12 protein-coding genes are annotated in these 16,084 nt (G+C 40.3%); 7 read left to right on the top strand and 5 right to left on the bottom strand.

Features of this window, described 5'->3' with window-relative positions; genetic code table 11:
- Window positions 1-105 precede the first annotated feature (105 nt).
- The 3 genes from gldJ to BM291_RS01625 all read left to right on the top strand — a co-directional run bounded on the left by gldJ (window position 106) and on the right by BM291_RS01625 (window position 3,423).
- Window positions 106-1,332 (top strand): gliding motility lipoprotein GldJ, encoded by a 1,227-nt coding sequence (gene gldJ, locus BM291_RS01635; protein WP_092894429.1) that lies wholly within the window; start codon window positions 106-108, stop codon window positions 1,330-1,332.
- 330 nt (window positions 1,333-1,662) lie between these two features.
- Window positions 1,663-2,652 carry an N-acetylmuramoyl-L-alanine amidase gene (locus BM291_RS01630; protein WP_092894428.1) on the top strand — a complete coding sequence of 330 codons (990 nt, stop codon included), beginning with the start codon at window positions 1,663-1,665 and terminating at the stop codon, window positions 2,650-2,652.
- Between the two features lie 210 nt (window positions 2,653-2,862).
- Window positions 2,863-3,423 (top strand): type 1 glutamine amidotransferase domain-containing protein, encoded by a 561-nt coding sequence (locus BM291_RS01625; RefSeq protein WP_092894427.1) that lies wholly within the window; start codon window positions 2,863-2,865, stop codon window positions 3,421-3,423.
- 83 nt (window positions 3,424-3,506) lie between these two features.
- On the opposite strand, the gene BM291_RS01620 is transcribed toward BM291_RS01625, so the two are convergent.
- Window positions 3,507-4,289, bottom strand: coding sequence for an undecaprenyl-diphosphate phosphatase (locus BM291_RS01620; protein ID WP_092894426.1), 783 nt, complete (start codon window positions 4,287-4,289; stop codon window positions 3,507-3,509).
- 178 nt (window positions 4,290-4,467) lie between these two features.
- On the opposite strand from BM291_RS01620, the gene BM291_RS01615 reads away from it, so the two are divergent.
- Window positions 4,468-6,351: a DUF4139 domain-containing protein gene (locus BM291_RS01615; protein WP_092894425.1), complete on the top strand. Its 1,884-nt coding sequence runs from the start codon at window positions 4,468-4,470 to the stop codon at window positions 6,349-6,351.
- An 88-nt stretch (window positions 6,352-6,439) separates the two neighbouring features.
- Here BM291_RS01615 and BM291_RS01610 read toward each other — a convergent pair whose 3' ends face one another.
- From BM291_RS01610 to BM291_RS01595, 4 genes are all read right to left on the bottom strand, one after another.
- Entirely contained in the window at window positions 6,440-7,663 is a 1,224-nt protein-coding gene (locus BM291_RS01610) for an alkaline phosphatase family protein (RefSeq protein ID WP_092894424.1), read from the bottom strand.
- 90 nt (window positions 7,664-7,753) lie between these two features.
- Window positions 7,754-9,547: a RagB/SusD family nutrient uptake outer membrane protein gene (locus tag BM291_RS01605; RefSeq protein ID WP_092894423.1), complete on the bottom strand. Its 1,794-nt coding sequence runs from the start codon at window positions 9,545-9,547 to the stop codon at window positions 7,754-7,756.
- A gap of 19 nt (window positions 9,548-9,566) precedes the next feature.
- Complete coding sequence (locus tag BM291_RS01600; protein ID WP_092894422.1) at window positions 9,567-12,800, bottom strand: SusC/RagA family TonB-linked outer membrane protein; 3,234 nt, start codon at window positions 12,798-12,800, stop codon at window positions 9,567-9,569.
- A 418-nt stretch (window positions 12,801-13,218) separates the two neighbouring features.
- Window positions 13,219-14,115: a metallophosphoesterase family protein gene (locus BM291_RS01595; protein WP_092894421.1), complete on the bottom strand. Its 897-nt coding sequence runs from the start codon at window positions 14,113-14,115 to the stop codon at window positions 13,219-13,221.
- Window positions 14,116-14,321: 206 nt separating this feature from the next.
- On the opposite strand from BM291_RS01595, the gene BM291_RS01590 reads away from it, so the two are divergent.
- The 3 genes from BM291_RS01590 (at window position 14,322) to BM291_RS01580 (ending at window position 16,012) form a co-directional block, all read left to right on the top strand.
- Entirely contained in the window at window positions 14,322-14,924 is a 603-nt protein-coding gene (locus tag BM291_RS01590; RefSeq protein WP_092894420.1) for a TetR family transcriptional regulator, read from the top strand.
- Window positions 14,925-15,194: 270 nt separating this feature from the next.
- Window positions 15,195-15,647, top strand: coding sequence for a DUF1569 domain-containing protein (locus tag BM291_RS01585; RefSeq protein WP_092894419.1), 453 nt, complete (start codon window positions 15,195-15,197; stop codon window positions 15,645-15,647).
- Window positions 15,644-16,012 (top strand): VOC family protein, encoded by a 369-nt coding sequence (locus BM291_RS01580; protein ID WP_092894418.1) that lies wholly within the window; start codon window positions 15,644-15,646, stop codon window positions 16,010-16,012. The genes BM291_RS01585 and BM291_RS01580 overlap by 4 nt, the downstream gene beginning before the upstream one ends.
- Window positions 16,013-16,084: the final 72 nt, after the last annotated feature.

Genomic DNA, 16,084 nt, shown 5'->3' with positions numbered 1-16,084 from the left:
TGTTTTTTGGCAAATGGAATACGAGGACTTCATCCCAAATCATTGCAAGTGCATTACATTGCAATTATATTAGCACACTGAAAAAGACCTTAAACAATTACATATATGCGTCTGAGTAACAAATCTTGGGGAATGTGGGTAGCAGCTTTGGCGATAGTCGGAAGCTCTATTTTGACCTCTTGTAACAAAACTCCTGGCTATGGCAGAAGAACTGCTAACAAGCCTGGCAAAAAAAGTGCGACCACTGGAGCAGAATTCAGTTTTGATGAAAACGATTCTACTCAATTTTTTGTAGCCAAGAATGCCGAGCAAATTCCAGGACCAAACTTGAAATTTATCCAGGGCGGTAGAGCCGTTCTAGGTTCGCAAGAGGAAGATGTAATGGCTTTCCGTGATAATCAGGAAAGAACTGTAACACTTTCAAATTTCTATCTGGATGAAACTGAAGTCACTAATAATGACTACCGAGAGTACTTGTTCAATATGGGCAAAAAAGTAAGTGCTGATTCACTTCTTAAACTTGAGCCTAAAGATAATGTATGGGCAGGTGGTGAAATGAGTTTCAATGACATGTATCAGTCATACTATTTCAGATTTCCAGGTTTCAACTTTTACCCTGTAGCTGGTGTTTCATGGACTCAAGCAAATGCTTATTCTAAATGGAGAACTGAATTCGTTCAGGAAATTATCCGTAAAGAAAGAGGTATTGACTCCACATTTACCAAAACTCAACTTATTGAAAGAGGAGTTGCACTAGCTGACTATAGACTACCAACAGAAGCAGAATGGGAATATGCTGCTAAGGCAATGATCGGTACTCAATACCTAGACGAAAATCAGGAATATGGCCGAATCTATCCTTGGGATGGAAGAGGTGTTCGTAACCCGTACAATGTAAAGAGAAAAGGTAAGCAAGGTGACTTCCTTGCCAACTTCAAAAGAGGTAGAGGTGATTACGGCGGAATTTCAGGTGGACAAAGAAATGACGGAGATATCATCCCTACTAACGTATATGATATGGCTCCAAATGATTTCGGATTGTATCATATGGCTGGAAACATGAACGAATGGGTTCAGGATATTTACCGTCCATTATCTTACCAAGACTTTGATGATCTTAACCCTGTGAGAAATACTGGTGTCAACGATGAGCAAGATACTTATCAGACCTCTATGCTTACAGATGAACTTAGAGTTTATAAAGGCGGATCTTGGAGAGATGTAACGTATTGGTTAGCTCCAGGTACCAGAAGATTTATGCATCAGGATTCTGCTACCAATCACATTGGTTTCAGATGTGCAATGATCTCTATCGGAGAAAAAGGAAATTAAGAGATACTTAATGTATTTAAAGCCCCATCAATTGATTTTGATGGGGCTTTTTTTTGATAGCTTTTTCCGCAAAGGCCGTAGATGATTTTGCAGAGAACACAATCTTGTCCTACGTCTTGATTAGCCTGAAATAATTTTTGATCAAATCTATGGTCATGGTTCAAGGATTAATTAGTTCTGGAAAAATACCAAAAAGTAACAGCAGTTTATCAACACTATCGAAGTAAGAAATTTACTTTGGGATCAAATTATAATCTGTTCATTTTCAATGATTAATCAAATCTCATTAAATTGATAATCAGAATTTTTCACTTTTAATATGAAATGAGCATGGAAAGTAAAAATGGTTTTTTGAAAATGAGCATAGCTGAATTCATTCCTTGGATTCAATCTCAGCGAATTGCACGTACAATTCTCACTGTTCAACAGCATCATACCTGGAGCCCGAGTTACACACATTTCAATGGAAATAATCACTTCCAAAGGCAATTAGCCATGAAAAATCATCACGTCCGTAATAACGGCTGGAGTGATATTGGGCAGCATTTTACCAGTTTTCCAGACGGAACGATACTGACCGGTAGATCATTGGAATCAACTCCAGCATGCATTTTCGGTGCTAATCGAGATTCTATTTGCATTGAACACATGGGCAATTTTGATAAAGATGGAGATACCATGTCGAATGAGCATCGACTCGCTATTATCCAAATGACAGCCGCCCTTTGTGATAAATTTAGACTTCCAGTGAATACCTTCAGCATTATTTATCATCACTGGTTTGAGCTGAGCACTGGGAAACGTAACAATGGTACTGGCGGAAATAAATCCTGTCCAGGGACTAATTTCTTTGGCGGAAATAAAGTCGAAGATTGCATGACCAATTTCCTACCTCTGGTGGAACAAGCTCTTCAAAGCACCCCAATTCCTCATCAGCCTCCTGGCATAGATAAATATGTCGCCGTCACAGCTGACTCTCTTAATATCCGAACTCAGCCCCGTGGCTCTGCATCCAAGGCCTCTGATAGGGAAGCCGCACAATTGGGAGCAATTCTAAGAATATATGAGGAATCAAATGGATGGCTGAAAATATCAAATAGCCAATCTCACTGGGTATATGGAAAATACACAACAGATGTACAGCGAGCCACCATTAATGCAAATGTACTTCGGGTGAGGAGTGGTCCAGGTACTGAGTATGCGATAGTAGACAACCTCATGAAATCGGAAGAGATTTTTATATCAACAATAAAAGGAGATTGGTGCAAAATAAGTTTGGAGGAAAAATGGCTTAGCAAAAACTTCTTAGACTTTAAATAATGCACAAGTGAACTTCAATAAGCTCCCACTTATGTGACTAGAGTTCTCAGATTGTGGAATTAATACTATGCCTGAACAAGTTGAATCCTGCCTAACATCCAATAAGGCAGGATTCACTTTTTGGAATAGTGTTGGTGATTCTATTACTGCTTCTAAACCGAAGCTACTTTCTCTACGAGAAAGTTAATTACCAACTTAACCACGATTACCATGAGTTTATTAAAAGATGTAAGAGTAGCAATTCTTGCTACAAATGGATTTGAAGAATCGGAACTAGTAGAACCAAAACGTGCCCTTGAACATGAAGGTGCAGAAGTATTTATTATTTCACCAGAGAATGATCATATCAAAGGCTGGAAGAATGGCAACTGGAGTGATGAGATCAAAGTAGATGCACGAGTTGATCAGGTAAGCTCCAAAGATTTTGATTCACTTATGATCCCTGGCGGAGTGATCAATCCCGATTTATTAAGACGGGATATGACTTCGGTAGATTTTGTAAAAAGCTTTTTCGATGATCATAAGCCAGTAGCTGCTATATGCCATGGTCCTCAGATGTTGATTCAAGCAGGGGTGACTAATGGCCGTACCTTAACTTCATTTGAATCAATAAGAAAAGATCTTGAAAATTCAGGCGCGCACTGGGTGGACGAAGAAGTCGTTGTAGATAACGGACTCGTTACCTCTAGAAGCCCAAAAGATCTTCCGGCGTTTAACAAGAAAATGGTGGAAGAATTCAGGGAAGGCAAACATGCCAAACAAACTACATAAACACAAAAAGCCCGATTAGATTATTCTAATCGGGCTTTTTACGCTTCTTTAAAGAATGATATTGATCTGAGGGTTTCTATAAATTACCCCAAATCGGTTCCCCACATAAAGATCAAGAACAAAATTCCCAAAGCAATTCTATAGTATCCAAAAGCGGTAAAGCCATTTTTTGAAACAAACTTCAGGAACACTTTTACTGCGAACCAAGCTGTGATAAATGCTACAACTGTTCCTATGGCTAACATTAAAAGTTGATCGTTTGTAAAGACCAAATCTGTCTTCAGCAGATCATATCCAGAAGCAGCCATCATTGTAGGAACTGCCAAAAGGAAAGAAAACTCTGTTGCCTGCTTTTTATTCAAGCCATTAAAAACGCCTCCAATAATAGTGGCAGCTGCGCGAGAAGTACCTGGCACCATAGAAAGGCATTGGAACAAACCGATGAAGAAAGCATTCTTGTAAGTCATGTCCTCTACTTCATCGACAGTCGTCTCTTGATTCACTACTTTTTTGTCAATAAATATCAAGATGATACCTCCAATGATCAGCGAAACTGAAACCACAATCGGGTTGAATAAATACGCTTTGATATAATCATAGGCCAGCAAACCTATAATCGCTGTAGGAATAAATGCCGCCAGCAATTTTAGATAAATATTTATTCCCTGAAAAAATCGCTTGATATACATCAGTGCAATAGCCAGAATTGCGCCCAATTGAATGAAAATTTCAAAGGTTTTGACGAATTCCTCTTCGTGAATATTCATCGCGGCAGAGGCCAAAATCATGTGTCCTGTAGATGAAACAGGCAAAAATTCGGTCAAGCCCTCGATGATGGCAATGATTATGGTTTGAGTAATCGTCATGCAGAAAAGCGGAAAGTCAAAAGATATTTTAAGTGCGCAAAGTTAATAAACCCAGTTATACTAGGAGGAAAATAATTTATGAATCGACGCTCTTTTGAAATCTTAACAGATGATTTATGAACACAGGATTTCATAAAGCGTAGAAATATCACGTCATTAATAGTTTAACTCCTCAACTATGAAAAAATTCTCTTTTAGTCTGATACTTTCTCTGTTCGCCTTTACAGCTTTTTCCCAAGAGATAAAGGAAACCCCCTTCAAATCCGAGATTAAAGAAGTAACTGTTTTCCTCTCGGGGGCTCAAGTATTCGAAACGGCTAAAGGCCAACTTGCAGCAGGAGAGTCCCTCGTGTTGATCAAGGGCCTTTCTCCCTACCTAGATGAGAAAAGCATCCAGGTGAAAGGCTTGGGGAATTTTACGATTCAGGCTGTAAACAGACGGATGGATTACCTCACGGAAGTGGAAGTGAGCGAAAAAGTAAAAAATCTGGAAGATCAAATCAAGACTATTCAAAGTAATCAGAATAGAGAGAACCGGCGAATGGAAGTGCTGAAGGAGAAAAACGAACTACTCAATGCCAATAAAAAACTGGGGGGTGCTCAAGCTGGACCTACAGTCGCAGAATTGAAACAGGCGATAGAATTTTACGATTCCGAACTGATGAAGATCAAGAATGAGGAATTGGAGATTACGGAAAATATGCAGAAAGAGATGCTGGAGATCGCTAAGCTTAGAAATCAGATCAATGCGATGCGAGAATCCGGAAATAAATCCACTTCTGAAATCCGAATCCGAGTGAAAACAGCAAGTGCTGGATCGGCCAGCTTCGAGCTGAATTACTTGGTGGCAAATGCCGGCTGGTACCCCAAATATGATGTGCGAGTGAAAAATGTGAGTTCCCCACTTTCCTTGAATTACAAAGCGGAAGTCTTTCAAAATACCGGTGTGGATTGGAAAAATGTGAAGCTTCGATTCTCCAACGGCGATCCAAATCAAAGTGGTCAAATCCCAGAATTAGACAAGTGGGAGCTGAACTATGCGCGATTGACATCATACACCCCTAAAGCTCAAAACTTCACTGCTGTGTCTGGAAAAATAATAGATGCTGAAACGGGCGAAGCTATTCCTGGAGCTAGCATTTTGGTTAAGGGTACCACCATTGGAACGGCATCAGATTTTGATGGCAATTATTCCTTGACACTCCCAGCAAATGCCTCTTCGCTCCTCGTTTCCTTCATCGGCTACACCCCAAGGGAAGTCTATATCAACTCTCCAGTGCTGAATGTGCGAATGAATGTGGATATAATGGAGTTAAATGAAGTGGTTTCCGTAGGAAATTCTTTACAAGGAAAAGTTGCAGGAATGGATATATCGAACAAAGAGCGAAGATTGAATTCTCCACAGATGAGCGTAGAAGTAGCTAGCGGTATTGCCACCTCAGTGATAGAAAACCAAACCACGGTAGAAATCGAAGTTGCAGAGCCGTATTCCATTAAGTCAAATGGTGAAAAAACACTTGTAGATCTGAAGGCCTACGACATCCCAGCGCTATACCAGTATTCAGCTGTTCCTAAACTCGACAATGATGCATTCCTAATAGCTCAGGTCACGGATTGGAGTCAGTACAGCTTATTGCAAGGAGAAAGCAATTTGTACTTCGAAGATGGTTTTGTGGGCAAATCCATCTTGGACGCTGCTGCGCTTCAGGACACGCTGAACATATCCATGGGAAGAGACAGAAGTATTGTGATTCAGCGTGAGAAAAACGAGGAGTATTCGAAGAAGCGAAGTATCGGTAATAATATCACAGAGACTCGTGGCTATGAAATCACCGTGAGAAACAATAAATCCCAGCCTATCACGATCAGTGTAGAGGATCAAATTCCGGTATCGGTGAATTCTGATATCTCAGTAGAAACGGTGCAATTATCCGGAGGAAAACTTGATCCCCAAACAGGAAAAATCACCTGGCTACTCACCATTCCTGCAGGACAGCAGCAAGTGATTCCTCTGCAGTATGAAGTGAAATATCCTAAAAAAGAAAAAGTGATTTTGGATTAGAACTTAGTCTAGCTAACTGAAAAAGGGGTTAAACCAGCATAAAACGCTCGTTTAACCCCTTTTCAGTAGGCACTAATTTCTAAACAAACTACTTAACTATCCAGTAATTAAGATAGCCAGATGGAGTTTCAAGTACTACTTTGAAAATCTCTGATTGAGTCCCATTGAGCGAGAATTTCTTCTGCTTATCATCTAAATTAACTTCGCCTACTAGCCAGTAGTTGTCCAAACCGCCAGTTTTGAACTCATTGGTCGTCGATACCCAAACTCTTCCTTTTTCACCTTTGGAAAGTGATTCCCAGTTCATCGAGATTTCTCCCTTCTTCAGTTCAGCTTTCAGTGCAGTAGCCTCCACCGAACCGATGAAAGGAGTACCGTCTAGCTCCATAGCAATCTTCTTAGGAATAGAAAGATTCATATGATTGGCTATAGAAGGCAAAATATCCACCATTTGCGGTGTTCCCTCAAAATGCGAATTGGTATACTTAGAATTCGTAACTATCCATGTAGCGCGCTCTCTTGGGCTATGCCCTCCATGGCCAAAGCCATCGTCAGTTCTTCCGTGATCTGTAGTGATCACGATCAACCAATCTTCTCCGAAGGTTTTTTCTCTGTATTGAATAGCCTCCCAAACACGTCCGATTTGTACATCTGCTTTTTCTACGCCGTCGATCATTTGCGGGCTATTTCCGAAGCCATGTCCCATGTCATCAGAAAATTCCAAATACATCCATGACATATCTGGACCATCCTTTTGAATGTATCTAGCAGCTTCCTTTGATACCGCTTCATCGATCTGATAGATATACTTTCTATCCTTTTCGTGAGGGAAATTTAATGTGTCCAATTCCATCCCATCGAAATAGTAGTCAAAAGTAAAATCTCCTGTGGCAGGTAAATTTGCCCCTACCAACTTGGTTCTGTTGTCTAACCAGGTAGAAAAAATCGCCGTTTTCTTAGTTGGATCAGCTTCTTTCAACATTCTGAAAACCGTCCAGTAGTTGTAATTCGGATTCTTAATGCTGTTGCCCCAGACGTTATGCTTGTTTGCCCATACACCCGTCAATAGAGAATTATAGCCAACTGCTGAGATAGTCGGCGTCTCAGAATATCCGCCGATTTCTCCACCCATGCTTGCATCCGTATATCCTCCAATAGCGCTGATCTTATCAATATTAGGAGTGGCGACTGAATCAAGGACATCTGCTGGAATTCCATCCAGTATTACAAATAATACCTTTTTCGCATTTTCCTGAGCGTATCCATGAGACACAAGCAAGGCCATGGCAGCGGCCATTAGTATTCTTTTCATACTTATTCTAATTAGTAATCTGTAGTTTATTGTATAAGAAAGTGGCCTGACCTTTAGAGCCAAGCCACTTTACTAGTTCAAAATTCTATATTAATTCCAGCCGAAAATCTGCTCCAAATTAGGATTCAACGTTACCTGCTGAATTGGAATTGGGCGGTAGTAATATTTTGGAGATTCAAAAGTTCTCGCTTTTGTATCCGTTACCATCATTCCACCGTTTTCTCCATTCTCCAAGAATACATCGACATTCTCATCGATAGTTCCTGCTTTGTAGTACACCAAAGATACGCCAAGGCTGTTTTTCTCCTTTCCATCTCCCACAGGTATACTGGAATCTTTACTGATCAGGATCACGTCCGCAATGCCATCACCAGTCAAGTCATATTTGCCAAGTCCTGCAAAGTACATTCCCTGAGGAATACTTTCGAACAATTTACCAGCTTCCCATCTCATCAGATCATCGTATCGGTAGCCTTCTACTGCAAGCTCAACTCTTCTCTCTCTTCTAATTTCCAGAAGAACGCCTAGATTTGAACCGCTTAGGTTAGGATATTTCGCTACTAGAAATGGATCTGGAGACATATTAGCATCTGCCATACTCAATCCTGGCATCCCTGCTCTTCCTCTAAGCACATTCACAGTCATGTCAAGGTCTCCCTGCGTTAGCTCATTCAATTCAACTTTTGCCTCGGCATAGTTCAATAGAACTTCCGCATAACGATAAACTGGAAAGTCAGCACTTGCACTCTCAATATTATCAATCGTATTTTGGTAACCTTTCAATTGGTGATATCCAGTAAAGTTCTTATTCAACGATTGAATATAAGCAGTTGCATTGGGTTGTCTTACCCATCCTGGATATGCTATGGTCTGCATCAATCTCGGATCTCGATCCTGAAACTCTTCAACAAAACCTAGCTTTTGGTACTCATCGATACTAGTAAAGCTTGATCCATCTTTCATCAAATAAGTCATCACCAAATCTCTAGAAGGTGACTGTTCATAATCTCCAAAAACAGTGTAATTGATATCACCACTTCTGTCCTTATTAGCATCATATGGATTGACCAAAATCACTTCAGAGTTCCCCATTAAATCCTGGCTTGTGAAAAGCTTAGAATAATCTCTTGCTGGGTTGCCTGTAGAATAAATAGAAAACATACCAGAGCTCATAATATCTCCTGCCATGTCTCTTGCCTTTTGCAAGTACTCAGTTGCAGAGCCCTCAAGGCCTAATTCAGAATGGTATTTTCTATAAGTTCCTTCATATAGAGCCAAGCGAGAATAGAAGGCTTTGACAGCCGACAGACTAGGCGTTCCTGAAGGCACGGATTCTCTTACATTGCTTACAGCAAATTCCAAGTCTTCCATCACCTTGGTCATGACCATTTCTCTGGAATCTCGAGCTTTGTACAATTGCTCTTGATCACTTGGATCAAGGGTTTTTTCATACCAAGGCACATCAGAATATCTCTTCACCATCCCGAAATAGAACATGGCTCTGTAATACCTCGCCAAGCCTACATAATGGGCAATAGCTTCATCTGAAGCCACAGCTTTCTCATAGTTGTCCAGGAAGTAATTGATATTTCTCAACGTTCCCCAGTCCCAACCACCAGTAAGTGTCTGCGAACTTGGAGAGCCAGTCATTACATTTTTGATTTCAATAGCTCCAGTTGTCGCCATATTATCACTGCTTTGATCAGCTTGGTAGCTACCTGGTCCAGCCATAGTAAGCAGACCATTTACATAGAGTTCAAGATCTTCTTCAGATTTGAAAAACTCTTCAGGCGCCACAGATGTCTGCGGATACCTATCTAGAAAATCATCGTTGCAGGAGGATAAAGCCAACACTGCACCTAGTAAGACGATATATTTTTTCATTATCTTATTCATTTCTTAATTACAAATCGATATTAACGCCGAAAGAGAATTTCCTCTGGAATGGGTAAGCCCATCCGTAGCCATCATTGATTGCTTCAGGATCTACAAAGTTCTTGATTGGAGAAAATTCGAAAATATTCTCACCGGAGACGTAAAGTCTGATTCTAGTAACTTTCAGTTTTTCCAAGACTGGCGCAGGGAAGGTATAACCCAACGTGATGTTCTTTACTCTTAGATACGCTGCATTTTGAAGGTATCTTGTTTGCGAGATATCCAGACCAGCACCGTAGTTGTTATCAGCTAGCCAAGCCTGAAGCGTTGGGTATTCTGCATCCAAATTTTGCTCTGCCAATCCTGCATCTATGTAGGACTGAGAATGCTGTGCCATCAATGCGTCACTATCTGCTTGTCCTCTGTAGAAATCTAAGTTCCAAGGATAGATGTTTGCATATGGCTGCTGGTAAGGTCCCCAATACAAATAATGTCTTGGGTAGTAGTCTCTCTTACCCACACCTTGAAGGAATACGGAAAGGTCAAAACCACGGTGACTCATGTCTATATTAAAACCATAACGATACCTAGCACTAGTGTTTCCTATGATAGAAAGGTCTTTTGGATCATCAGCAGTTTGACCTTCTTCGATCTTGCCATCTCCATTCAGATCCTTATATTTTGGCCAGCCTGGTACTACAGAAATGGCTCCCCACGGAACAATAGCCGATTGATCTAGACCAGCTATATCATCTTCATTTTCCATGATCCCATCATTTACCAATCCCCAGATTTCTCCGATCTCTTGACCTACACGGTAATTGGAGAAAAGTTGGTTTTCATTTTGGAAGCTTGTGATATGAGACCTTGAATCCGAAAGAATCGCCTTAATACCAAACTTCACTGGATTGGAAGCACTACCAAACTGGTCTCTGTATCCCAAAGAAAGTTCAAACCCTTTAGTTCTAAGATCCGCTGCATTTTGTTTAGGAGGGCTTGTACCAAGCACACCAGGTAGCTCCACAGGATCAGTAAGCATCCCCTTAGTGTCTCTTATGAAATAATCAAAGGTACCAGTCACACGATCTCCCAGCATCCCAAAATCCAACCCTACGTTGTTTGTGATTACTTTCTCCCAAGTATAATTGGTAGGATCTACTGCCAATGAAGGTGAAGACGTGATTACTGTCTGTCTACTTCCATTAATCAAATAGCTAGAAAGACCTGTAGGTAAAGACTGAATATACCCAAAGTTGGATACGTTTTGATTTCCAAGGCTACCGTAGGATGCTCTTATCTTAAAAGTAGATACTACACTGGTCAAGCCTGAGAAGAATTCCTCATCCATAACCAACCAAGATCCAGAAACAGATGGGAAAAATCCCCAACGGTTGTCACCCGGGAACCTCGAAGAACCGTCATAACGACCATTAACTTCTAGGATGTAACGATTCTTGAATGAGTAATTGATTCTTCCGAAGCCACTACGCAAGGCATATGTGCTGTATGTCGGAGTGACAAATGCATCTCCAGTAGTCAACCCGAGATAGGGTAATGACGAAGAAATCAACACTCTTCTTTCAGCTTGAATAGTAGAATACTCGTAATTCTCCTGGTTGAAACCAGCTAGTAGATCAAATTTATGATCACCCAATGTTTTAGAATACTTGCCGAAAACGTCGAAAATTGTGTTGGTCAACGTGCCATTTCTTTCTGTTACAGAACCTGCGCCACCTTCAGTCCTGATATCTTCAGGGCCAAATCCAATGTTGTATTTTCTTTGATCCCAATGATACTTCCACTGCTCTCTTTTGAAGCTACCACGGCCAGTGAATGTCAGGTCACCGTCCAAAAATGCAGCTGTAGCTTGGATGATATCCTGAAAACCGAACATGTCTTCTTGATTTCTACCGCCGTCTACTAACTGAGCAGCCAATCTACCTGTCGCTGTATTTGCCCAAGTTCCATCAGGGTTTGTTGCGACATCCGTTGGTTGTAGGTAGTAGATATCAGTAATATCAGTAGAAGGATCTGCTCTTTGTGTCTGGTAGATATTCAGGTTGTTATCCACTGTCAACCATGGCAAAGGCTTCATATTTACCTTTGCTCTCATGGAGTAGCGGTTCCAATAATCCGGCGCCAGTTTGTTCAGACCATTTTCTTTGGTGTAATCACCAGAGACATAATAGCCTATCGGCATTTTGCCGCTGCTTTTTCCGCTTATGGAAAGACTTTGGTTGGTAGAGAAACTGGAAGCATTGAAAAAGTAATCGTTCCAGTTATTGTTACCCATGTATGCATAAAGATTAGGATTGGTAGGATCCAACCTAGTGTCTTCCACTGATGGATCTTCAGAACGCTCCTTAGCCCATTGGTAATGCGCATCCGAATAATTCACATAATCCCAAGGCGTATTGTTGGTAGACGTCTCCAACACTCTAGAGTAGATGTATGGATCAGTCACAGGCGTTGGAAGTACTGAAGGCTTACCCCATGCAAAATAGCTGTTGTAAGAAATCTTTTGGTTTCCTTCTGTACCATTCTTGGTAGTAATCAAGATTACTCCAAAAGCAGCTCTAGCACCATAGATGGCTGCTGAGGCTGCATCTCTTAATACGGAGTAAGACTCAATGTCCGATGGACTCAACCTCAATAGATCACTTTCATTACCCGGAATACCATCGATCACGATCAATGGGCCACCACCGTTAATAGAAGTAAACCCTCGAATATTGATTGTAGGCACCGTACCTGGTTTACCACCTTGATAGGTGATGTTCAGACCTGGACTCATTCCTTGAAGACCTTGAACCACATTTGCAATAGGACGTTTGGCGATATCTTCACCAGACAATTGATCCACCGCGCCTGTTACGTTCACCTTCCTCTGTGTACCGTATCCGACAACAACGACTTGCTCAAGGAGGGTATCAGATTCTTTCATCTCCACGTCTATGACAGACATTCCTGCCACAGGATTTTCTACAGATAGATATCCTATAAATGAGAAAACCAACACCGCATCCTGAGATGAAGTAACGATGGCATATGATCCATCGAGATCAGTAATTGTTCCTTTTTGTGTTCCCTTGATCAAAACAGAAACTCCAGGCATGCCTAGACCAGACCTATCGGTCACTTTTCCAGTCACTTCCCCTTGGGCAAATGACTTAAAACAGATAGCAAAGACCATCAGTATTAGAAGCCCGACTCCTTTGCTTTGACTGTTCCAAAATGTTGACTTTAGTAAAATTTCTTCCATAAAATATTGAATTGAATAAGGTTTATTCTAAAATAATTTACTCTCAAAATCAATTGAAAGTACAAAATTTTATTGAACATTCATTCAATATTAAATATTGATTTCTATGAATCAAAGCAATTATATTTTTAATAACGGTATTATAATAATTGTTTAACACTGAAACTAAAAAAGTCACATTTACACAAAGCTTGAATAACACTATATCCATTTAGTGTTTTTACCGTCTTTCTGTGCATACATTTTCTTCTTATAATTAAACAATATCTACCATCGATACCATGTAAATGGCATGACTACCGAGAGAGTTCTTGAGCATATTTGGAGCATACCCTCCGTTTAAAGAAGAATAGCCAGTGTTAAGCAAAAAAGCCACCTGATCAGGTAGCTTTTCAAAGGAATAGTATTGAAGTCTTAGTTAAACCATCGGAAAATACTCGTTCTCCACAGTTCCATCGGCGTAGAGTTTAAGGATTGCAAAGCCTGGAGGAGTCTCCAAATAATATTGCTTGCCAGCAGACTGCTCATCCCCATCTCCCCACCAAAAACCACTCAAAGCACCATTGCAGAAATAATGAACGTCATTGTACCAGGTTCGGTCCAATAGATGTTGATGTCCACTAAGGCACACACGCACTTTGTCTTTGTGCTTGTAGAAAAGAGTTTTCAATTCCTTATGATCGCTGTGTTGTCCACCAACGAGTGCATCAGTAATAGATGTAATCGGAAAATGCGACATAATGAGTGTTGGAGTATTGGAAGGTAAACTGCCTAGGTCATTTTCCAGCCACTTCATCTGTTCTTCTCCTAGACTAATGCCTTCATGATTGCCATCAAGAATGATAAAGTGCCAGCCCTTCTCATCAAAACTATAATAAGGTGAAGGCATTCCAAGTCGCTTCACCACGTAAGGTTTACCATACATTTCATCTTCCTTAGATGGGACATCCCACCAAGGATCATGATTTCCGATGCAACTATAGACTTTCGCCTCCTGGATCTCAGCTCTGAATTGATCCCATGCCTCCCACTGTTCCAAGGTCCGCTCTCGCGTTACTTTATCATATGAAGCATCATGGATACTATCTCCACCATTTAGGTAAAAATCAGGTTTGTGCTTTTTCACTAGTTTGAGCCATTCAATAGCCCGTTCCGGAATATTATCTTCAGGCCGAATATGTACGTCGGTAATATGAGCCAGAGTAAGGACTGCCTTATTGGAATTTCCCGTTTCTGCAGCTTTCACAGTCAATATAGGCGCAGCAGCTCCCACAGCTAAGGTCGCTCCACTGGCTAAAAATTTTCTTCTTTTCATATAATTGGTTGGTTTAGGAATAGCCAAAAGAAATTTGATTCTAAGGAGTTTCTTGCTCGGCGAATCACATTTCAAAAATTATTTTTGCAATTGATTTTAAAATCATAAATTGAACACCCATTCAATATTATATATTGCATTTCTGCTTTCCAACGAATTTTACAACTATATCAACCTACTTAACTTTCTTTTAACACTATTTTAATATGGGTATCAAGATTTCAGAGGGCAGAAAGAAGGAAATTATACTGGGATTTTATCAGTTGTCCAAAGTGAATGGCCTGGAAAACACCTCTATAGCTAAAATTGGAAAGCACCTTGGGATGCCTCCAAGTCTAGTGATGCATTACTTCCCGACTCGTGAGATTCTAATCTCAAATCTGATTTCCTACATACTTCAACAGATGTTGTTGATCTATCAGCCCATGCTTAAGGAACTGGAAACTCAAAATTATGCCGATCCACACACTTTTGTCGATAGACTTTTTTCTAGAGATTGGAATTTACTTTTGGATGATGGAGTATTCTATAGCTGCTATAGTTTGATCTTCAGAAATAAACGAATCAAAGACGAATATCGGGTCCTTCATGAGAAATTAAGAGAATATCTAAAGGACATTCTTGATCGTGACGAAAATCTGACCGGTAAGGATACGGAACTCTTATCAGAGCAGATTTTCGTTGTAGTCGAAGGCGCGTATTATTACTTATCCATGTTTGATGATCCTGAAGTATATGAGCAGAAGGTGACAATTTTCAAAAATCAGGTTTATGATTTGCTCAGAAAATACGAAGTACAGCATTTGTAAATCTGGTAGACAGGCGTTAGAAACTGGCCTATAACTAATTAGAATTCTGATAACTACAGAATATGGATTCTTATAGGCCTGTGAAGGATACTTGTGAGTAGAATAAATTCAGTCAATATCTTGATTGGTTGATTTAGGTTTTCTGATCCCGCCTTTCCAACGTAGATAATTTTTCAATTCTGCAGAATACTCCGTGTATCAATTTCCTCTTAATTTTCAGGCGATTCAAAGGAGATTGTTTACTTTAGTCTGCCTTAAAACTTGCTAACAATGAAAAATATTTTTGACGCAAATGTCACCCAAGAATTGATCGATCGAGTTAATTCACTCACACCAGCAACTACTCCCAATTGGGGAAAAATGTCAGTAGATCAGATGCTTGCACATTGTGCTGTTGCCTACGAAATGGCCTACACAGACAAACACGCAAAGCCTAACGGTGTAATGCGGTTTCTTCTTAAGACTTTTGTGAAAAATGGAGTAGTTAACGAGAAGCCCTATCCTAAAAATTCAAGAACTGCACCAGCATTTATCATCACAGATCATAGGGATTTTGAGCAAGAGCAAAAGCGACTCATTGCCTATCTTAAGAAAACCCAAGAATATGGTGCTTCCTATTTCGATGGAAAAGAATCTCTTTCCTTCGGGACAATGACTTCGCAAGAATGGAATAATCTATTCTATAAGCATCTTGATCATCACTTAACTCAGTTCGGTGTATGATGCATCCTGCCAAATCCATTCGAACATTTATCGGTGCTAAAGACTATGCAGAAAGCATCCGGTTTTATGAAGTTCTAGGCTTTGATGTACTCTCTGTAAGCCCTGACATGTCTGTGGTGTTTGTGAAAGAGAATATCTCCTTTTATTTACAAGATGCTTATCTAAAACCCTGGTGCGAAAATTCCATGATTTTTCTGGAAATCGAGAGTGATCTGGAATCATACTGGGAAGCCATTAAAGTCCTTGGTTTACCTGACAAATTTCCGGGCACAAAGCTGAGTTCGATCCATTACAATGACTGGGGAAATGAGTTTTTCCTCCACGATCCGGCAGGAAATCTATGGCATTTTGGGATTTTTAAATGATTGAAAAATGTCGAAGACTGATTGAAAACTAATTATTTGTAACATCCTTGTTGCTTAGTTCGTTCACAATCA

Source organism: Algoriphagus aquimarinus (genome assembly GCF_900112005.1).
GTDB lineage: Bacteria > Bacteroidota > Bacteroidia > Cytophagales > Cyclobacteriaceae > Algoriphagus > Algoriphagus aquimarinus.
Note: the sequence above shows the minus strand (reverse complement) of the source record. Positions and strands in the feature narration are given on the sequence as shown.